This is a genomic window from Paenibacillus sp. FSL W7-1332, assembly GCF_037969785.1.
GTDB lineage: Bacteria > Bacillota > Bacilli > Paenibacillales > Paenibacillaceae > Paenibacillus_AQ.
This window is the reverse complement of record NZ_CP150209.1, coordinates 1,804,509-1,823,430: the sequence shown is the minus strand read 5'-3', so window position 1 is coordinate 1,823,430 and position 18,922 is coordinate 1,804,509. Positions and strand designations below refer to the sequence as shown.

Below are 18,922 nucleotides of genomic sequence, written 5' to 3'. Positions count from 1 at the left end.
TCCCCCAACATTCATCTATTTCTGAATATCGATCAAGGGAAGATGACCGAGAACATCGTGTTCAGCCGATGCGCATAGGTATGCTCCTGAAACGTTCTCTCCAGCGCACGATGGGCGATATCTTTACGCAGTTGGTCATTCGTAAGGTAATACTCAATCTTCTCCAGCAGTTCACCAGGCGATCGGTATGTCTCAATCTCCACACCCGGCGTGTAAAAGCGTGCCAGATCCGCGCGCTCATCACAGAGTTGAAGCGTACCGCAGGCACTGATCTCAAACGTCCGAGGGTTCGGGGAAGCCGCAGGAATATGACCTCTATTTTGATTAATGTCGTCGTCATCTACCGCACGGTGCAGATTGATGATAATCTTGGCACTGTTGTATACGTCTGCCGTTTCCGCGGGGCCCATCCACTTGTTGACCTCGATTCGGTTGTTATATCGCCCATACCCAGGGAATCGTTCCCACCAATTTCCGTTTATAAATGTACGGTGCGCCATCAGTTGATCCATAATGGGCTCAAAGAACTGAATCCGCTTCGGGTAGGCTGTACCGACAAAACTGATATCGCGGGTTGCCGCTCCAGGTTTGACGATCGGACGATAATGACCGGGAAATGCAGCGAATGGCAAATAATGAACCTGAGCGCAGCCCAAGTTCTGATAATGGGCCACGCAGTTAAACTCCAGCGTAAACACATAATCATAGTGATGAACCCAGCCTATGGTCATATCGGTATAATACGGATCGTCGGTCATCCATACGGCTGTCCGAATCCCCATGGCCCGAACGGCATCCATCTGTTCCACAGGAAGATACATGCCGTCCAGCACCAGCACTAGATCCGGCCTGGTGCGGCTTGCTTCCGCTGCTACATCCTGCTTCGCATCCGTCAGCGAAAGCTGACGTACCATGCCATGCAGCGTGCCAATAATCGCCTCGTCAATCGGCGAGTAGGGAAATCCTTTTCCCGAACTGACAAACAAGACATGGATATCCCGCACAGGCGGGGTGTATACAATCCGGTTGACGATGCCTTGTGATTTCCCCCGGAAGTACCCTTCATCGTATCCCGCTTGAAGACCGGCATTCCTGCCTTGCCCGTATGCATCGGATACGGCGGACCGACGTGGTCCTGTAACTAAACTTCTAGCCATCCGCTTCGCTCCTCCCTGATATTTGCTTGAACGAAAAACAAAGTCCGTCCTATCGATTGGCTTCGATCAAAGTCAGAAGTTCCGGCAGTCGGTGAACATACGTATGTCTTGTCATCGTTGTCTGAAGCGCCCGCTGCGCTATACTTCTGCGCTGATCCTCTTGAGAGAGATAATAGGAAATCTTATGTTTCAATTCCGGAACGGAGCCAAAGGTTTCGATGTCGATTCCTGGCGTATAATACTGGCTCAGATCCTCACGGATATCCGTGATCTGCAGCGTACCGCAAGCATTGATCTCAAAGGTGCGCGGGTTGATCGAACGTCCCGGATAATTCAGGCTGTTGCGGTTATCGTCACCGCTTTGTGTGGGCCGGTGCAGGTTGATCACAATTTTGGCGCCGTTGTAGAATTTCACGGTTTCAGCAGGCGGAATGAAGCCGCTGTACACAAACGGGGAGAGTTCTTTATAACGGGCAAGTCGTTCCCAGTAGCCTCCGATAATACGAACCTGCTTCCCTTTCAAGAACGGGGCCAATTCATCAAACAGTGCCGCACGGTTGCGGAACGCGTTCCCGATGAAACAAATGTCAGAACGATATGCCGGCCCTGCCATCGTAGGGGTGAATAGTTCCGGATGAACGCCAAGCGGAAGATAATGCACTTCCTTCACCCCAACGCTTTGATACAATGAAACACAGCTCAGCTCGTGCGTGAACACAACATCAAAGTGCTGTGCCAATCCCGGTGTCTCCTCCGTAAAATAAGGATCATCGACAAACCAAATGGCCGTCCGGAAGCCGAGGTTCCGGAGCTGATTCATGGAACGGCGAAACCCCTCCGGAAATACGTGCAAGCCGTTCATCACCAGAATGATATCCGGCTTTTGCTGCAGCGCTACCTCCACCACTTGTTCCGGCGGCACCACGATACATTCCCGAACGATTCGGCCAAGTCCCTTGACTACCCCTTCATCAATGGACTCAAATCCTTGAGGGACATACAGAATTTTAAGATTGAAATATGGCGAGGGCTCGACTGGAATACGTTCCATCAGCGCACGGCACCCCCCCAAACGGTAACCTTCACTGTAACCTGCCTGGTAGCCCTCCTTCTGACCTGTAAGAAACGATAAGCTCACCATCTTCACCCTGTCTCTTATGGGATTTACAAAGGTTCATATAACTATATGCCAAGAGGACGAATGCATCATGGACGATTGTCCCTTGAACCGGGAATTTGGCGTATGCCCTTACGTATCGCCCCCTTGAAAACGGCGAGTGAAAATAAAAAAAGAGCGGTCCTTCACGGATTCGAAACCTTCCGTGAGAGCCGCCCTGTCCGCCTTCATACAGGTGCAGGAGGGATTTGCCCGTCTTCATAACCCTTCGCAAATCCCGATTTAAATCCTTCGTCATATGCCTGACTATAACCTTGGTTATACGCCTGGGATGAGGCGGGATAGAAAACGCGCCCTCCTCTTCGTAAACGATAGCGGCCCCGAATCCCGCGGCGTTTACGCAAACTCAAGTTTCCGCCACGACGCCGTCTGGCACCTTTAACAATCTTCAAGCGTCTTACAGCCAAGGACAATCTCTTGCTGCCGGCACGACGTGCACGTCCGCTCTTTCGCAAGCCCTTTATTTTTACTTTCATCCTGTCATTAACCTCCCAAGTGCGTGTTTTGTTCCTGGTCTGCTGTACCGTGGCTTGCAATCCTTCCGGCTGCAAGCCATGGGGAAGAAGGAGCCCCCCGTTTCGTTCGGTTCAGCGGTATGCCTGTCAGCATCTCCGTCATAACCGACTGGTAACCGGTTAATAGCCGGATATTCTCAGCAAGCTTTTTCGCAGTCACGTCGGAATGGGCCGAGACTTCGGCGATATTCTCCAAAATGCCGGCCAATGCCTCCTGGCTTCTGGCGATAGATGATATCATGGCTACCCTTGCTTCATGTTCCCGGTGGGTGCGTGTAATCATCAATCCGAATCTCCAAAATCAAATTCATCAAAACCTCCGCTTGACGCCTGATCATCGGTACCTAAAGCCACACGCAGATTCCGGCAGAGCCCTGATCCGATTCGGGTCAGTCCTTCAATCTGCTCCACGATTTGCTCATGCATCACCAGCGAATCCTTCAATCCGCCGGTAGAGGGATCCTGCGAAAGCACCCACTCGCGAACTTTTTCAGCTTCGACAGCCTTCCCTTCCAGGATCAGAGAGGTCTCGCGCTGAATGGCTACGGCTGCTTCCAGCATTCTCATCAAAGACTCTTCTTTGCTCACCTGCATTCCCGCCTCTGTCATCCGGTAAGATTACCGGGTTATTCTTCCTCTTGATCTCTCATTTCCTTTAACACGATCTCCAGGCTATCTGCTGCGGTTTGCTGCAGATCCGCCATGGCATTCAAATAAGACACGATGCTGCGATTGATTTGGGTCGTCTGTCCTCCTGATGATTTCGGTCCTTCTGCAAGCTGAAATTCATATTCAGGAAGAGAATGTATAATTTGAGCCATGCGAACAGCAGCATGGCGCTGAGCTTCCAAAATCCGGGCCAGCTGCTGTTGAGAATGCGAAAGATGCGCTATCATATCATCGATTTTGCTCTCCACGTCGGTACTCCCCTTCACTCTTCTATCAGTTCAGCATATGCGGAAAACGGATTCTCCGTGCAACAATCAAATCATATCTTCCCGCTTGCAAAATATAGATGATGCCTCTATCTGTAATCTCTGTTCCGCGGGTATCCGTTCAAGCCATCTGTGCATATGGTCTTCCGCGGAAAGGATCTCTTCCGTCCACATTCCGATCTCTGCCGGGAGCGAACGTCTGAACAGCAAACAGCTCAATGGACTGGGCGAGGAACTCGGCAGAGCTGACTTCTCCTCGCCCACTAATGCAGCTCCTAAACCCGTTGCTGCAGAACTGGCGTAGACCATTTTTATACCAGGTTCACGCTCAAACTCGCACATCAGAACCCCAAGCCAGTTATCCATATGTGGAGGATCGTTGGCCAATATGGCGATATGCTCGCCAAGTGAAGCTGCAATCGCCTTATTCACTACGCGGGCTAGATGATCTCCACTATTCCCCTTGATGTGACGCACGACTCCTCTTCGATCATGAATATACCGCCTCGTATTCGCTGTGGCGCCAGCATCGGCAACAAGCACCTCATAGAGATGGGGAGTCATTGTCTCAATATGCTGTATGACTTGAACCGCTGCATCATGCTGAGAATCCGCAGGGATAATAATGCTCGTTCCTTCGAACACACTGCCCCGGTCCTCCTGCCCAAGCCTTAGCCCGAGAGCATAACCGGCCTCATAACCGGCTCGGTAATGCTCGCCCGATACGCCCCCCTCTCGCTGCTCTCCGGTATGGACTGCAGCCCGAACTGCACGCCGTTTTTTCATGGCAATTCATCCTTCATATGCACAGCCGCCTCCTGCAACGATTCAAAAGTGCCGGCATCGCACCACCACTGCTGCAGGATGTCATACATTAATGTCCCGTTGGCTGCATACAGATTGTTGACATCGGTAATCTCCAATTCCCCTCGTTCTGACGGACTGATTCGGCTGATGATATCAAATACGCTATGGTCATACATATATATTCCCGTCACCGCATGACGGCTCCGGGGATTTACGGGTTTTTCCTCAATGAAAAGCAATTTCCCGCTGCCATCCTCCGCAAATACAGGTACGCCATACCGATGGGGGCTATCCGTAGGACTAAGCAGTACCATAGCCGTACCGGAAGGCTGCTGTACATAATGCTGAATGAACGGCTTTAAATCATCCTGAAACAGGTTATCCCCCAGCAGAACAACGAATTTTTCACCGTGAGGTATAAATCCTTTCGCCAGCTCCAACGCCTCCGCAATTCCGCCTGCCTGCTCCTGCACCTTATAGGTCAAATTGACACCAAAGCTCCGTCCGTTCTCCAAATATTCGGCGTACAGGCCAACCGATTTGGAGCCGGTAATCAATAAAATGTCATCGATGCCCGCCTGATGCAGCTTGTGGATTCCATATGCAATCATCGGATGCTTTCCTACCGGAAGCAGGTGCTTATTCATATATTTCGTCAGCGGAAGTAGTCGGGTGCCGTTCCCCCCTGCCAGCAATACGCCCTTCATGATGCGTCACCTCTCTCCTCGATGAATTGTAATGGGTCTACATTCCACTTCTCTACAAACCGTCTCCGGTTTCGTTCAATCAACTCCTGGAATCCGCTCGGGAACCGGGTTCGGAAGCTTGCACTCCCTTCATGGTGCACCAGCACATTCCCTGCCACCACCAGCTTGAACCCTGCAAGGCGAGCGCGATAGCAGTAATCATCATCCTCATAGTGTCCGGGCGAGAACATCTCATCCAGGTATCCCACCCGATCCATGACCGTGCGCCTAAACAAATAGCATAACCCCACGATACGATTCACTTCGTGCCACAGTGCCGCATTCGGTACATTCCAGCGTTCTGCCTCCTGGATGTAGCCTGCTCTGTCCGTATAACCTACCTTTACCTGCTGGATACCGCTTGCGTAATTCGTTACAGGCCCCACGACCCCGATCTCTTCCTGGCTGTATAACGCTTCTTGCAATAACGTCAGCCACCGCGGCGAAACAAAAACATCATTGTTCAGCAGCAATAATTGATCTCCCAATGCCAACCGGAGACCATGGTTACACGCGATGGGGAAACCGGTGTTTTCCGGCAGCGAGACAAGCAAAAGCCCTTCCCGTACACAATATTCACCGGTTCCATCCCGTGAGCCATTGTCCACCACAATAATCTCGTAGGGGACATCGGTATATGCCCGGATATGCTCCACACAGGTACGGAGCAGATGCAGTCCGTTATACGTGGGAATAATAATACTCGTTAGTCCGCTCATAGGCTGTTCCTCCGTAAGGCTAATTCCGTCCGTGACACCTGTCCCCATTGAAGGCGCCCGCCAAGGTTTTTCATCGTATCTCCCAGGGCTTCGATATGATCGCCAATAATCAGCTTTGCCACTGGATTGTCCTTGCCGCGATTCGTCTTCCTTCGCCGGTTTACGCTCAAAACATCCACGGTCTGCACCGCTTCAATTCGAAGCCCCTGTCTTATGGCCAACGTCTGGGCTCTGGGAGGGACTGAAAGATTCGCATAACCGATACTCTCCAGCGCCTGCCTTGTCATCGCATGGGGAACAGCAGTTAGCGAATTGGCCTCCAGATCGTCACGTCCCAGCATGCGGTTGAGAAATGTTTTGCAGCGGGTAACTTCATCTTGGCGGCCAAATTCCGGCAGCAATGGCATGATATCATTCAATGCCACATCCACTCCGCGATCTGCCGCAACCAGATAGGAACTCAGCTTCTCCGCAGGCACCGGCATATCCCCGTCCATGAACAGAACGATGTCCCCGGTGCTCATCTTCGCTCCCAAGGCACGGGCCACATCATGCCCCAGCAGCTCGGGAATGTGGATCACCGTAACCCCTTCAAATGCACGCGCTGCCGCGTACGTATGATCATGGCTCCCATTCTCGACAACGATGATTTCATGAAATGGAAGCCGCTTTAGCTCTCGCAGCACCATCGGAATGGAACCCGCTTCGTTGCAGGCGGACACGATAACGGAAGCACGCCCGTTCAGAGGCGGCAGCAGCGGTGCCGGAATCGACTGCCTGGCCCCTCTGGCGTATCCTCGTCGGAACGCTTCGGCTACCCCCGGCAGAACGTGATAGAGCTGGTGCTGGGGGATTCCGCTGGAAGCCAGCCATTGACCCAAGGCCATGGATGCATCCCTTTTGGAAGCGGCCCCTCGTCTTCTCCCGGACATACCTCCCGCACTCAGCGCGAGCCGTTCCCAACGGCTGCTCCGTGTTAAACGGTATGCCACCACCCGTGAGGAACCTTTCCTTAAACGTCTTCGGCCTTTAGATCCTGATCGACTTATTTTTTTATGAATCCGTTTTTGCACGTGCTCACCTCACCACGCTCCGTCTTCGTCCACCATCGTGATATCCGCCCCGGATACCACGCTCTGCAATCACGGCTTCCAGTGCTTCCAAATGATCGCCAAGCACCAGCATTTCCAGCGGATCTCCGCCCGGGATTCGACCGGGATTCAAGCGTCCAACCTCCACTCGGTAGACCGCCTCTACACGCAGCCCCCGGTTCACCGCAGCCGCTTGCGCTTTCGGCGGAATGGACAGCTCACTTGCACCGATTGTCTCCAGCGCCCGACGGCTTAAGGCATGCGGTACAGCTGTCATGGACGCGCCCCGCAAATCAGATCTTCCCAGCATCGAATTTAATGTATATTTCGCAAGAATAACCCGGTGAACCGGCTGCCGATCGATAGGACCGGTATAATCGTTCAAGGCCACATCAACGCCGGATTGAACCGCCTGCACGAAAGGCCTTAACTCACCGGAAGGAATAACCATATCGCTGTCTGTAAAAAGAAGAATTCGTCCTTTAGCTGCTTCTGCGCCCACACTTCGTCCCACATCGTGTCCCAGCGGCTCCGCAAAAGACAATACCTTGGCTCCCATCCGTTCTGCGACAGCTGCGGTCTGATCCTTACACCCGTTCGCAACAACGATTACCTCGGTCTCGGGATGAACCGCCCGCGCTTCTGCTATGACCGCGGAAATCTTACCGGCTTCATTCATAGCGGGAATAATGACAGACACGCAAGGATGGGGGTGATTCTCCCGTGGGATCTGTGGCTCCATAGGACGGTAGGTGGTAGGAATAGCGGGTGGCTGCAACGATTCCCTGGAAGGACGCCGAGAAACCGGCCTTCTTCGGGGCCTTAACCGCTGCATTTTGCGCATACTTGCACTCCTCCTCCCTTGTAACGGTCACTTGCTCCTTGGCAATCTATCCTATTGTATGTTTGCTCTTCTTCATCGTAACGGCATATGTACGGTTACGCCCCAACGCTTATCCCCATCCGCTATCTGTACATACAAAAAGGGCGGGGAGTAAACTCCCTGCCCTTTTTTACGATTCTATTGCCCGCCTATTGCTATCCATGATAACCATCCGGCTGCATGCGGATTGCCTGCGGACCTTGTGATGCCGACCATCGCCTGAAGCTCATTCCGTGACTTGACCCCCGCTTGAAACCCGGGGTCGCTGCATGATACCACCATGACATAATTTCCATCGGCATAAGGGGATTGGAGCGAGACGGCAACATCGATGGTGTCCACGCCTTCGGGAAACATGAACGGCATATCGCCGAACTGCTGCATTAACGGCCTGTCGGGCATCCCTTGTACCGGATTAAAGCTCAAATGCGCCAAGCCCACCGAATGGCTTGCAATTTTAGAGGAAGTAATCGATTCAGGGGATAAGTGAATGCTATATACAGAATAGTCTTCAATCGCCTCGCTTCTTACACTGCGATGTCGAAGATGAGCCGCGTCAATCGTATCATCGGCCAATTCATACTCGGCCGTACCGCCACGATCAATGCCCGTTCTGTACGCGGATGTCTTGAGACGGCCAGGATATCGCCGGTACGGTCTCTTCCCTCTTCCCCTGGTGATCCTTCTGGCTTTGTTCACTGTCGGCTCTCTCCTCTGCTTCTAATCGTTACTTCATCCTATTCGGCAAGGGGGGCGCCTGCCACTGTTCCATCGGTTATCCTCAGATGGTCTGCATCAAATGAACCCAGCGCTCGGCCGTATGGTCCCATCTGAAGCGCTGCCGCACCGTTTCGCGACCGGCCATTCCGATCTGTCTGCGAAGATTTTCGTCCTGCAGCAGATTGTTAATTTGCTGCGCAAGTCCGGCTGGAAAATCATCGCTTTGCACCAAATATCCCGTCACTCCGTTTTCCACAATTTCCGGAATTCCTCCGGCACTTGAAGCGATGACCGGCACGCCTGCTGCCATTGCTTCCACATTCACGAGGCCAAACGCCTCTCTGGGTGCAGACGGAACAACCACGATGTCTGCAAGCGAATACCAATCCGCAATAGCCGGGTATGGCACAAAGGGGCGAAAGTTTACCCAATGCTGGTAGGGTCTTGCAGCTTTTTTCAATTCCCGCACATAGGCAGTTTCCCGGTCCGATCCGTATCCGGCGCTCCCGATAATGAGCAGCAGTACATCCGGATGCTTATCGATGATCTGCGGCAGTGCTTCCAGCAAATGGTGAACGCCTTTATCCGGAATAAGTCGTCCGGCAAACAGGATGATGCGCCGCCCGTTCCATCCGTAATGAGCAAGTCGGGCTTCCCGCAATGCCTTGGCTGCCGGGCTGAAGGGCGGGGTAAAATGCTCCAGACTGACTCCGAGATGATTGATCGTAATTTTATCCGACAGCTCTGGATGCCTTATCGTGATATCTTCCAGCAAAAAACGGCTGTTCACCACGATGCCGTCCATCCACCTGGCGATGTTTCCAAACCGCTGCTCGCTCATATACGGAGGCGATATAAAGGTATTGGAATGGAGATTAAGTACAGTCTTTACATCCGGGAGATGCATCTTCAGACGCTGAGCTAACAGCGGGCGATTGTGTACTTCGATAATATCCGGTCTCCATTTCTGAAGCCTCCGCAGCAGGGAAGGATAATAATTCGCTCCCGATGGCAGGCGGTAACACGGAACGCCGTTGATCGTGTCTTTTGAAGGGAGTCCTTTTCCAAGCACTCCAAATATGCGCACATCCATGGCTCCCTGTGCCAATGGAATGGTCTGCTCCACTACACGCTCGACAGAGCTGCTCCTCCCCGAAGGAATCACAAAGGACCCCGGCGTCACAACGGCCACCTTCCGCAAACCCATAACTCCACACCCTTCTCACAACTTATCTATATGAAAAACCCCTACTGATATATCATAGGTACCCATCCCCTTGATACCAGCAGTGTTTCATTGCCCTAATTCAAAAAAGCGCATCCCTGTCATGTGTATGGCCGGATACCTTAACATATACCGAATCAGGGTCTATTGGTGACTAATCTTTCGATAAAGAATAGGCCAACCACGGGCGACACCCGTCCACCCGGGACAAACTTCCTCCTGCATACGATGTGGTACAAAGACTCCATGATCTGTGGTAACAAGGAGGATGACCATGCATCCGGAATTTGTCGGCATTCTGCTCAACAACAACACGTATCGCAGAATTTCCAGCGGGAGAATCGGCACTGAATCACTGGCTAACTATGAAGAAGCCGCTGCCATGTACGGGCTGGTTCCTTGTTTTTTTACCATTCATCATATTTCATTGGATACCGGAAAGGTGACAGGATATACACCCATTCCATCCGGGTACCGCCGTGTCCACATTCCCATTCCGCGCGCCATCCATATGCGTGCCATCTACCACAACCGACGTGAACTCAAGCGGATCGACGATCTGATCAAACAAGGAATCTTTGTGTTTAACGGCCGTACGCGCTACGGCAAGGATACGATACACCATATGCTGGAACAGGATCCGGGATTAACGAATGCCTTACCGCATACGGTAAAGGCTACGCCCGTCTCCATTCGATCCATGTTAAGCCAACATGGTGACCTCGTCTTAAAACCATGCAGCGGCAGCATCGGCATCGGCATCATGCGGCTAAAAAGCAGCGCCGGACACAGCCAGTTGACGTATTCCCGCTCCTCCCCTTCGGCTAAAGGATGGAGAACAGTAACATTGGCCGAGGGCAAGCTTCATCCGTTAATCTACCAGAGAATCAGACGTGCGCCCTTTCTGGCACAGGAGCGCATTCCGCTGGCAGAATACAGGGGGCGTCCCTTTGACATCAGGGTCACCGTGCAGCGGGGGGGCAGCGGCAGCTGGGAAATCGCGGGCATGTTCGCCAAAACCTCGCCGCCTCAAACCTTTGTCTCCAACATCGCGCAGGGGGGCTCCGCTTATCAGGTACCGGACATTCTAACCCGCTGCATGCCGAATGCCCCTGTTGGAGAAACCCTTGAGCGTATTGCGGAATTCTCCCTGCATATCGCCCGCATCCTGTCCCTGTTTATTCCGTATGCTGCCGATTTTGGACTGGACATCGGTATCACCGAAGATGGAAGGCTCTATTTCATTGAGTGCAACGGCTGCGATCAACGGTATGGTTTCCTGGAGGCTGGCATGGGAGAGGCGTGGAAGAACTCGTATCGGAATCCAATGGCTTTTGTCCGCCATCTCTACGATAACGATGCCTGGCCCGCGTATTGAGATAAGCCGAATGCGCTGGCGATGACGCTTACGGTTTGATCCCGATACGGGATACACCGCTCCTTGTCTGTATCGAAACCTAATTCCATGTAAACAATGCAGCCGTGAATCAACAGAGCTTTTTCATTGCAAGCACTGCGAGCACAACCCAAAAACAGCCACCGCCTTTGAGAAATACTCAGGCGTGGCTGTTTTGGTGTTGTTACGGGTAAGGATTAGGGACCATCCTCTTTATTATAAGGAGGTCAGGTGAACACTTTAATGAGGTACCTGAGATTTAAAATCCCCTTTGCTGGACTGATCGGCATGATAGAATATGACATCCCCATCCATCAGAGAAAACCGCTTACCATACGGATCGTTATACGTGCGGCTGTATCCTTCAAGCTGCCATTGATTCATGAGTGGGCCATGAATGTATTGCAAATGGGGTTTGACCATGTTGCCCTCCCGGATCGTCTCGATGTTGAAATTGACCACGATATACCCTTTTTTGAGAAAAATCGAGGATTTCTCGTCCAGTCGGTTCGTCCGCCCATAGGCGGCCAGATCGGTCCCTTTCTTCACCACATACACGTCGGCAGGAAGACTGTATTCACCATACCAGCGCTGTACAGCCGCGTTGGCCCTCTCCGTGTCAACGGAGGCTGGCAATCCTGACTTCGGGCCGATCAGTGTGCGTATTTCGTATGGAAGCAGCATCCAGTCGATCCGACCTACCCAGGTCTTGCTTTTGCTGATCTTCTCCAAATACTGCTTCATGTAGGCTGCCGCGGACATTCCCGCCGGGGCTCCGCCGCGGTTGTACAAATACGAAGCCGTAGCCTGCAGCTCGTCTTGCGGAACATTGCGCAGCCTGTCATTCAGGATGACATAACGCTTCTCCGTGTCCTGCGGGGAACCGATCCGAATAAATTTCCGGTTTCCGCTGTGGTAATACAGATCAACGGGCTGCCGTCCGCTGCCGTCCTGATTAACAAAATAAAAGCTCGGGGTAATTGAAATGCCGTCTTGTACACCAAACATATTGCCCTTCGTCTTCAAATCGAATTTGAAATGGTAGCCTGTCTTTACGGCCGCATTCTTATATCCCTGTGCCGGATGCTTGCCCGGTGCGATGGGAAGTGTGTACGGCAGCGAGTTACCGCGTGCTCCACCGTCAATATCGCGAAGTCCTGTCCAATAGGACGCGCCGCTTGGAGCCGCATTCCCTTTTTGTTTGCGGAAGACCGTCTCCCAGTTATAATCGGCAATATCCGTGATATGGAAATCATATACGCGCCCGATCACTTCAACCGGTTCTATATCCGTAGCCACATGGTGAGCCAAATCCAGGTTCGCGCTGGGCTGCGTCGTGAAGTCGGATGGAGCGTTCTCCGCAATCGTACGGAAATATACCTGATAATCCCCCTCATCCACCCATACCGGCAGGATAAACTCCGTATCCAGCTGAGCCGTCGGGATTGTAATCCAGGTTTCTTTTGGATAAAAGGTGCTCCTGTCGCTGCTGTAGACATCGAACGGAAAATACACCTGCTTCGATCTTACATACTTCGCATAGTCCCGGTCTCCGTATCCCTGGATGTTCCGGTGCTGACCCGAGGTAGGGATGCGTACCGTAAACGGCCGATCCAAGATGAATGCAGAGCGGTTCGGGTTCGGGGTCGTCTTCTGATTGTGGGCTTGATCATCCGTCACTGAGGAATAATTGACTACCGGCGTATGGACGGTGACGGTGTTGATGGCGTGAATCGGAAATTCCTTGTTGCTTCCACCATTAATATTCCCTGGTAATAAACCATATTGAATTGTACCTGCGCTTGTTGTATTTGCCCTGTTAACCTTATCGCTACTAATCATATTATTGGGCTTGTACAGCACATTGTCACTAATATGTGTGGGAGCGGGGATACTGCCCGGTGTAGGCCCTTTTTCCGGTGTTCGATTCGAATTCATAATGGTAGATCCGTTAAAAATCAGAGAGTCATTCGTGACCTCGACTTTCTCTACAGCATTCTCAGCTACACTCTGTAGATTCTCACTTGGCGGGGAAGGTTTTGTTTTATATGAGTTTCCTCCGTAAGAGCCTGCTGGAGCTATAATGGGATCAGGTGGGGATGGAGGATAAAACGCTCCAGATGTACTGGCTGTAAACTGAGGTGGCTGGTACGCTTGAGGATAAATTGTAATTTGCTCACCTGGTAATGCGTAATTCCTTAGGATCCCCTGATCGATCTTATAAACTTCCAGATTATCAATCACCCAATAAGAATATGGCCGTTCCACGGTGTATCGTTCTGTGACCTTCTCCTCGGCTTGTTGTGGATCAGGTACCGTTGTAGGATTACCACTTGGATTATTTGGTCCTGGTTTCCCTGGGTCCCAATATAAGGTCCATGTCTTTTCAACGTTGACCTCAAAGGTGCAAATACCTTTCACATTTACAAATGTATTCGTAAATAAATAATTACGGGCAATTATATTACCATACAGACTTTCAGATGTAGGTATCCCCTGTTGAACGTCAAACACTTCGTTTCCACGTAGATCTGCTAAAATCTTAGCTGTGACTACAGGATCCATATATTTACTATTAATTGGAGCACCACTAGGGACAGGGTCAGAACAAGTAGAGTTCCCTGGTTTTGGATGCGGAGGCTCCATCGATTCATAATAGTAGTACACATAGTATTTTTGAAATGATCCATCATAGCTTAACGATGGCGGATCGCCTTGATTTATATTTCCTCCGGACGGAGGACCTATTGAACTTACTTTATACCCTTTGTACAAAAATTTTTTTGTACTCGGTGTGTGAATGAATGAATTTGTTTTTCCTACTTTAAGTATCTCAGTTCGATCAGTAAATCCGTCTATACCATCCAGTGCTGTTCCTGTTGTGGTGTAGTGCCTGATGAACACCTCACCACCTTCTGGCTCAAGCAAAATAGTAATAAGCAAGGGAAGGTAATATCGTTGTCCTCTTACTAAACCTGACATGTCTTGTTTAGTGATATTTTCTGGCAAAGGCGCACTTAGTGTTGCAGACATGTTAACGGTAAAGGAGACTGATTCGGTTCCAATACCTTGGATACTGTGCTGAGGAACATTCACCGAATAGGAGTAAGCGACGTTATCTACTCGATCCCTCCATGTTTCTTGTTTATAGCGAGAATTGAAATATAGTGTTTCACCATCAGGGTCAGTCATATTCACGTTAAATTTATCAACAGTGACGCCCTTGATTTTTCTATTTGGAAAATCAAAACTATATGGGAATGGAATTTGTTTTGTTTGGCCTGGGGCACCGTCGGAAGTCCAATTTCCTGCTGAATCTCGCCATATATCATAAGTAAACATGCCTACAAACAGATGTGTATCTTCTGGATCGCTTGGTTTCGGTGTTGTTGGTAATACCCCAGCAAAAGTTGTGTTACATGTTTGAAAAATAAGCACCAATAACAGCATAGAGATAACAGTCATTTTGAATTTATTCATAATTCAAACTCACATTAATTAAATGGATTCACTAACAATGCTAATGAATCGGAAGCCAGATGAATAGCGATATAATCAGCATTCTCAATACGAAATGAACGCCATTTTTTATCTCCCCCATTAATTTCGTCATAATCGCTCCATGTTGGATATGACTTTATAAAAGTTTTATCCGAAAAACGTTCTGGATTAGCTTGACTTCTATATCTTGGTGTATAGCCCTGTTGTAGATAAGCAATTGATCCAACACCGCCATTAAATCTAGCTTTTAGGAATGGGTAATCGCCATTCTTGGTTTGCCAGATATCATAAAAAACAAATGTCCCTATTTGCATTGGCAGATCGTCAATTGTAAAAACACGAACGTTTTTTCTATCTCTGATTAAATAGTCTTCTCCACCGATTAAATCTAGAAATGTCTTATTCAAATTGTACGTCTTCACTGTTTGTACATCCTCTATTTTAGGAACTTCCTTCGAACCAATCCAAACCCAATTACCAACCTTATCCCAGTTTACTGGTACACCAAGATTTTCACTTACAAATCTTAATGGCACATAAGTGCGCCCTTTAACAGCTTTAGCAGCTGTATCCATAGTGACATTTTTACCGTTTACAATGGCCTCTTTACTCCCTAAGGTAAGGGCAATCGATTTTCCATCTTTCATGTAAGTAACAGTTTTACCACTAAAGCCGATTTCTGCCTTTAAAGCTTCACCAATACCTCTGAGTGGTACTTGTACCCGGCCATTTTCAAAAGTAGGATCTCCGCCTTGAAACTTCACCTTTCTTCCATCCACCAAAACTGCTAATTTAGGACCCCCAACGGCACTATCTGCCTCAACAGGAATAGGATCGCATAACCCGAGCCATGTCATACTAATCAAAGCCATAACCAATAGCTTTATATTCCATTTTCTTACCTTATTAGTTACCTCTTTCTTCATGAATATCCTCCTATACAAGTTGTGGAATAAACCTATGCTATTGCTCCATATCTCCTTCCTACGCCCTTGCTTAGGGACATCAACCGCCGTCTCTCACAATTACACATCCATGACATTTTTGGATGAATGAGAGAAATTATAGTTATATTATCATATAATCATCTATTTTGGTATAATATTCCTATCCTGATTCTAATTTACTACTCTATTCGCATCTCCACATGAGATAATTAATTCCCCATAAACTAATAAAAACCTCGACGATAGTCACATGAAGATGTGTCCTTTCGTTCGAGGTTTAATTGTTACACGTAGTGGAACCGTTATAGACCGGTGGAGGATTCATCCCGGTCCCCGGCCTGAATTTCAGCTTTTTCCGCGCTTTGCTTATATACAGCAGCCAATACCTTTTCATAAGCGCTTTCAAATTCATCGGGCAGCATTGACTTGATTTGCTCCAATATGGTCAATAGCTTAAATAACGCCTGTACCTCCTCTTCCGTTAAACCAAGCGGGTACATTGCAAAATGCCCGATAAATGTGTAGCCTCGGCCTCGGCCTTGGTGAGTGATGGGAATATGCATGGCGCTGAGGGCATCCATATCCCGATAAATGGTTCTTTCGCTGGTTCCACAACGTTCAGCAAGCTCTCGAGCCAGTATACCTGGTCTTGCTTGTACAAGGGTAATGATTCTCATTAGTCGGATCAGTCGGTCTGTCATATGGCATTCTCCCTATCTTTCTAGTAAATTAGACATACATTTATTGACTGCTAAATAGTACATTCGACCCTGAAATCATTTTTCCTTTTTTATATACAGATTCTTCATTCCCAGTTATTCCTTAAGTCTAAAGTCCCTCTTCCTATTCGCATTTTCAGAAGATAATTGCCGATATGTATTCAGATACAATCCAATTAGTTGATATAGGGTCTCTGCCTCCCTCAAATAATCCGCATCCCGAAATCGGATTGCGTATAAAAGCATCTCATCTGCCTGTCTACGAATCATTTCTTCTCCTCGAGCCAGCTTCCCCCGTTCCAGCTCTCTTCTTGCTTGCTCCAGAATGGAAGCATTCTGGTATAACTTCAGCACCTTCTCAACGCGATCATCTGCCTCCCGGTATTTCAATGCCGTATGATTGCTGAATTGAAGCGGAATCGTTCGAGACGGCTGCAAGACGACCTGCTGCTTCTGAACATCCATATAGGTCCATAGAGCGGTAATTATGGGATACACCCCCGATTGCCTGGCTCCGACACTTAGCTCAAGAACCAGCTGTTTGGTTCTCCCTTCCGACAAAGAACCTAGAGACAATGAAATGTTGCGATCATTCAATATCTCGCCATGGCATCCATACATATGTCCTACTTGAACGTATTCCCCTAATTGAAGGTGTAATTGGACATCTTCAGCCATGGGCTGATTAAAGCCGCCATGAGACTTCTTTTTTTGCTTTAACACACCAGCCCTCCACTCGATCAGCAGAAAGACCTGACTAGTGCCCCCAGCGAATACATGGCTGTGGCTCCATGTAAAATCCGAAAACAAGCCAGACTGCAATACATCCACCTCTTTCCTCTTCTTCTAATAATGTACCAATACAGATGGACATCTTACTGTCACGGAACATATGTTCCTATTATGAATTCGACAAAAAAAGACCACAGCCCTAGCAGCTGCGGTCTTTTGGATATGCTGATTTTTGTCAGATGTCGGACCAGGAAGTCTTTTTCTGCCTCGTAATTGACTTATTTCTACAATAATACGGTCTGTACAATGGCAAATAATAATACATAAATGCCTATAGCTACCCCTAAAAATTTTATCCATTGGTTGGATCCGATACGATACAATTCGATAATGGCTGCGCTGTTCACCGCCAGTCCGGTCATTAAAGCAAATACAAGGATAAGGAATGCCAGCTTTAACGACATGAAGCTGATCAATCCGCTTACGATAAGCGCCGCTCCGAACGGCAGCTGAAAAGAACCGATCTTCGCAATGAATTCCTTCAAGTCAAGTTTCTGCTTCGTAATCATATTGCCCGTAAACCAGAAGGAAACCAATAAAATGACGGTTGAGAACAGCCCCAGTAAAAGTGCCCGGCTCCCCATGCCGAAATTACTTAACAAGGCTGATACCATCCCCAATCCGGAATAGAACACCTGCTTAATGCCACACTCATAAGCAAATGAATGAAGTTCTATTCGTTATTAAACGCAAAAAACCCGGAGACGTTCTCCGGGTTTTTAAAGGCTGTTGATTTCACTATACAGGGTCTATTAACCTATTTCTGCTGCCGAAACGGGTTTATCTCCAGTATGTCTTGATGTACGTTGAATGGGAGCATACGTTACTTTATCAATTAATAATCCGTTACCCACGGGTTTTCCATTCACTGTAATCATAATTTTCTTCACGTTGTTATCCTTCATCATGATTGTAATCTCCTTTTTATCTGTTAGTTCATTTTATGATCATTCGTATGGGATGGCTTGTTGGGCTCTTACTTACATACATTAACCTTTACTTGAGCTAGTTAAACAACTTGGCCTGCTAATAGATTCACTTCCATCGCAAATGTGGGTAATATATTAATAGAAACCTGTCAGAATCTGATTCGTATTTACTATAAATAATCGAATGGTGGTGGTCCCTCTTGCATAAGCCGACAAAATCCAAGCTAATTCAACTTTCTCTCCTATTGCTGGTGGCGGGGATCGCGCTGCCGGCCGGTGGACGGACCGCCAGCGCCAATTACTTTAATAATTTGTACGACAATATCCAGCAGTTCTCCGGATTGCCCGATGAAATAAACCAGCTCAAGAGCAACTATAACCAAGCCCTGCAGGAACTTGATAAAGCCAGAATCGCTTCCGAACGGCTGCAGCAGCAAAATCTGACGCTGGCGGAGCAGAACTCCAATCTCGCGGAGCAAAACCAGCAATTAACCCAAATGGTAAGCCAGCTTCAGCAGGCTGAAGCCGCACGAAATCGCGGGGCGGAACGTATAAAGACCGTGGCGATCACCGCCGTGGCATTAGCTGCCGGATACTTTGTCATCATTCGCGTCCTGCGATTCGGCATGCGCCGAACGAATCGTTCTAAATAGGACAAGCTCT

General features: G+C 49.1%; 21 protein-coding genes and 1 pseudogene. 2 read left to right on the top strand and 20 right to left on the bottom strand.

Going from position 1 to position 18,922, the window contains the following annotated elements; translation table 11 throughout:
* Nucleotides 1-32 precede the first annotated feature (32 nt).
* The 13 genes from MKX98_RS07800 to MKX98_RS07740 all read right to left on the bottom strand — a co-directional run bounded on the left by MKX98_RS07800 (nt 33) and on the right by MKX98_RS07740 (nt 9,957).
* Nucleotides 33-1,157 (bottom strand): glycosyltransferase, encoded by a 1,125-nt coding sequence (locus MKX98_RS07800; RefSeq protein ID WP_071223476.1) that lies wholly within the window; start codon nt 1,155-1,157, stop codon nt 33-35.
* A gap of 49 nt (nt 1,158-1,206) precedes the next feature.
* Entirely contained in the window at nt 1,207-2,298 is a 1,092-nt protein-coding gene (locus tag MKX98_RS07795) for a glycosyltransferase (protein WP_220686190.1), read from the bottom strand.
* Nucleotides 2,299-2,501: 203 nt separating this feature from the next.
* Nucleotides 2,502-2,810: a hypothetical protein gene (locus MKX98_RS07790; protein ID WP_074961975.1), complete on the bottom strand. Its 309-nt coding sequence runs from the start codon at nt 2,808-2,810 to the stop codon at nt 2,502-2,504.
* Between the two features lie 7 nt (nt 2,811-2,817).
* On the bottom strand, nt 2,818-3,132 hold the full coding sequence (locus MKX98_RS07785; protein ID WP_220686191.1) for a hypothetical protein: 315 nt from the start codon (nt 3,130-3,132) through the stop codon (nt 2,818-2,820).
* Nucleotides 3,132-3,458 (bottom strand): hypothetical protein, encoded by a 327-nt coding sequence (locus tag MKX98_RS07780; RefSeq protein ID WP_339222439.1) that lies wholly within the window; start codon nt 3,456-3,458, stop codon nt 3,132-3,134. The genes MKX98_RS07785 and MKX98_RS07780 overlap by 1 nt, the downstream gene beginning before the upstream one ends.
* Before the next feature lie 17 nt (nt 3,459-3,475).
* Nucleotides 3,476-3,766: a nucleoside-diphosphate sugar epimerase gene (locus MKX98_RS07775; protein ID WP_071223480.1), complete on the bottom strand. Its 291-nt coding sequence runs from the start codon at nt 3,764-3,766 to the stop codon at nt 3,476-3,478.
* 66 nt (nt 3,767-3,832) lie between these two features.
* Nucleotides 3,833-4,570, bottom strand: coding sequence for a glycosyltransferase (locus MKX98_RS07770; protein ID WP_220686192.1), 738 nt, complete (start codon nt 4,568-4,570; stop codon nt 3,833-3,835).
* Nucleotides 4,567-5,298 carry a sugar phosphate nucleotidyltransferase gene (locus MKX98_RS07765; protein ID WP_194541426.1) on the bottom strand — a complete coding sequence of 244 codons (732 nt, stop codon included), beginning with the start codon at nt 5,296-5,298 and terminating at the stop codon, nt 4,567-4,569. The genes MKX98_RS07770 and MKX98_RS07765 overlap by 4 nt, the downstream gene beginning before the upstream one ends.
* Nucleotides 5,295-6,056, bottom strand: a complete 762-nt coding sequence (locus tag MKX98_RS07760) for a glycosyltransferase family 2 protein (protein ID WP_220686193.1) — start codon at nt 6,054-6,056, stop codon at nt 5,295-5,297. Before MKX98_RS07760 ends, MKX98_RS07765 begins: the two co-directional genes overlap by 4 nt.
* Nucleotides 6,053-7,048 carry a glycosyltransferase family A protein gene (locus MKX98_RS07755; protein ID WP_339222436.1) on the bottom strand — a complete coding sequence of 332 codons (996 nt, stop codon included), beginning with the start codon at nt 7,046-7,048 and terminating at the stop codon, nt 6,053-6,055. Before MKX98_RS07755 ends, MKX98_RS07760 begins: the two co-directional genes overlap by 4 nt.
* Before the next feature lie 85 nt (nt 7,049-7,133).
* Entirely contained in the window at nt 7,134-7,889 is a 756-nt protein-coding gene (locus MKX98_RS07750; protein WP_071223649.1) for a glycosyltransferase, read from the bottom strand.
* 279 nt (nt 7,890-8,168) lie between these two features.
* Complete coding sequence (locus tag MKX98_RS07745; protein WP_220686194.1) at nt 8,169-8,729, bottom strand: WIAG-tail domain; 561 nt, start codon at nt 8,727-8,729, stop codon at nt 8,169-8,171.
* A gap of 82 nt (nt 8,730-8,811) precedes the next feature.
* The gene (locus MKX98_RS07740) at nt 8,812-9,957 is read right to left on the bottom strand and encodes a glycosyltransferase family 4 protein (protein WP_220686195.1); all 1,146 of its coding nucleotides are present in this window, start codon (nt 9,955-9,957) and stop codon (nt 8,812-8,814) included.
* A gap of 292 nt (nt 9,958-10,249) precedes the next feature.
* Here MKX98_RS07740 and MKX98_RS07735 point away from each other — a divergent pair, with 292 nt between their 5' ends.
* Complete coding sequence (locus MKX98_RS07735) at nt 10,250-11,353, top strand: YheC/YheD family protein (protein WP_194541420.1); 1,104 nt, start codon at nt 10,250-10,252, stop codon at nt 11,351-11,353.
* 258 nt (nt 11,354-11,611) lie between these two features.
* Here MKX98_RS07735 and MKX98_RS07730 read toward each other — a convergent pair whose 3' ends face one another.
* From MKX98_RS07730 to MKX98_RS07700, 7 genes and pseudogenes are all read right to left on the bottom strand, one after another.
* Nucleotides 11,612-13,309: a hypothetical protein gene (locus tag MKX98_RS07730; protein WP_339224666.1), complete on the bottom strand. Its 1,698-nt coding sequence runs from the start codon at nt 13,307-13,309 to the stop codon at nt 11,612-11,614.
* 87 nt (nt 13,310-13,396) lie between these two features.
* Nucleotides 13,397-13,936 (bottom strand): annotated as a pseudogene (locus MKX98_RS07725) (DUF5704 domain-containing protein); the annotation flags it as partial.
* A 929-nt stretch (nt 13,937-14,865) separates the two neighbouring features.
* The gene (locus tag MKX98_RS07720; protein WP_339222432.1) at nt 14,866-15,798 is read right to left on the bottom strand and encodes a copper amine oxidase N-terminal domain-containing protein; all 933 of its coding nucleotides are present in this window, start codon (nt 15,796-15,798) and stop codon (nt 14,866-14,868) included.
* A gap of 323 nt (nt 15,799-16,121) precedes the next feature.
* A complete protein-coding gene (locus tag MKX98_RS07715; RefSeq protein WP_194541417.1) occupies nt 16,122-16,520 on the bottom strand; it encodes an HTH domain-containing protein in 399 nt (132 codons plus the stop codon).
* Between the two features lie 114 nt (nt 16,521-16,634).
* On the bottom strand, nt 16,635-17,261 hold the full coding sequence (locus MKX98_RS07710; protein WP_259445414.1) for a hypothetical protein: 627 nt from the start codon (nt 17,259-17,261) through the stop codon (nt 16,635-16,637).
* Nucleotides 17,262-17,554: 293 nt separating this feature from the next.
* Nucleotides 17,555-17,932, bottom strand: coding sequence for a hypothetical protein (locus MKX98_RS07705; protein ID WP_339222430.1), 378 nt, complete (start codon nt 17,930-17,932; stop codon nt 17,555-17,557).
* A gap of 150 nt (nt 17,933-18,082) precedes the next feature.
* Entirely contained in the window at nt 18,083-18,238 is a 156-nt protein-coding gene (locus tag MKX98_RS07700) for a hypothetical protein (RefSeq protein ID WP_220686199.1), read from the bottom strand.
* A gap of 221 nt (nt 18,239-18,459) precedes the next feature.
* Between MKX98_RS07700 and MKX98_RS07695 the strand changes: the two genes are divergently transcribed.
* Nucleotides 18,460-18,912, top strand: a complete 453-nt coding sequence (locus tag MKX98_RS07695) for a cell division protein ZapB (protein WP_194541413.1) — start codon at nt 18,460-18,462, stop codon at nt 18,910-18,912.
* Nucleotides 18,913-18,922 lie beyond the last annotated feature (10 nt).

Coding starts and splice junctions, on each gene's coding strand:
- MKX98_RS07740 (WP_220686195.1), bottom strand. CDS start 9,957: ATGGGTTTGCGGAAGGTGGCCGTTGTGACGCCGGGGTCCTTTGTGATT.
- MKX98_RS07720 (WP_339222432.1), bottom strand. CDS start 15,798: ATGAAGAAAGAGGTAACTAATAAGGTAAGAAAATGGAATATAAAGCTA.
- MKX98_RS07735 (WP_194541420.1), top strand. CDS start 10,250: ATGCATCCGGAATTTGTCGGCATTCTGCTCAACAACAACACGTATCGC.
- MKX98_RS07730 (WP_339224666.1), bottom strand. CDS start 13,309: ATGAATTCGAATCGAACACCGGAAAAAGGGCCTACACCGGGCAGTATC.
- MKX98_RS07790 (WP_074961975.1), bottom strand. CDS start 2,810: ATGAAAGTAAAAATAAAGGGCTTGCGAAAGAGCGGACGTGCACGTCGT.
- MKX98_RS07785 (WP_220686191.1), bottom strand. CDS start 3,132: ATGATTACACGCACCCACCGGGAACATGAAGCAAGGGTAGCCATGATA.
- MKX98_RS07800 (WP_071223476.1), bottom strand. CDS start 1,157: ATGGCTAGAAGTTTAGTTACAGGACCACGTCGGTCCGCCGTATCCGAT.
- MKX98_RS07780 (WP_339222439.1), bottom strand. CDS start 3,458: ATGACAGAGGCGGGAATGCAGGTGAGCAAAGAAGAGTCTTTGATGAGA.
- MKX98_RS07715 (WP_194541417.1), bottom strand. CDS start 16,520: ATGACAGACCGACTGATCCGACTAATGAGAATCATTACCCTTGTACAA.
- MKX98_RS07765 (WP_194541426.1), bottom strand. CDS start 5,298: ATGAAGGGCGTATTGCTGGCAGGGGGGAACGGCACCCGACTACTTCCG.
- MKX98_RS07700 (WP_220686199.1), bottom strand. CDS start 18,238: ATGATGAAGGATAACAACGTGAAGAAAATTATGATTACAGTGAATGGA.
- MKX98_RS07760 (WP_220686193.1), bottom strand. CDS start 6,056: ATGAGCGGACTAACGAGTATTATTATTCCCACGTATAACGGACTGCAT.
- MKX98_RS07770 (WP_220686192.1), bottom strand. CDS start 4,570: ATGAAAAAACGGCGTGCAGTTCGGGCTGCAGTCCATACCGGAGAGCAG.
- MKX98_RS07795 (WP_220686190.1), bottom strand. CDS start 2,298: ATGGTGAGCTTATCGTTTCTTACAGGTCAGAAGGAGGGCTACCAGGCA.
- MKX98_RS07750 (WP_071223649.1), bottom strand. CDS start 7,889: ATGGAGCCACAGATCCCACGGGAGAATCACCCCCATCCTTGCGTGTCT.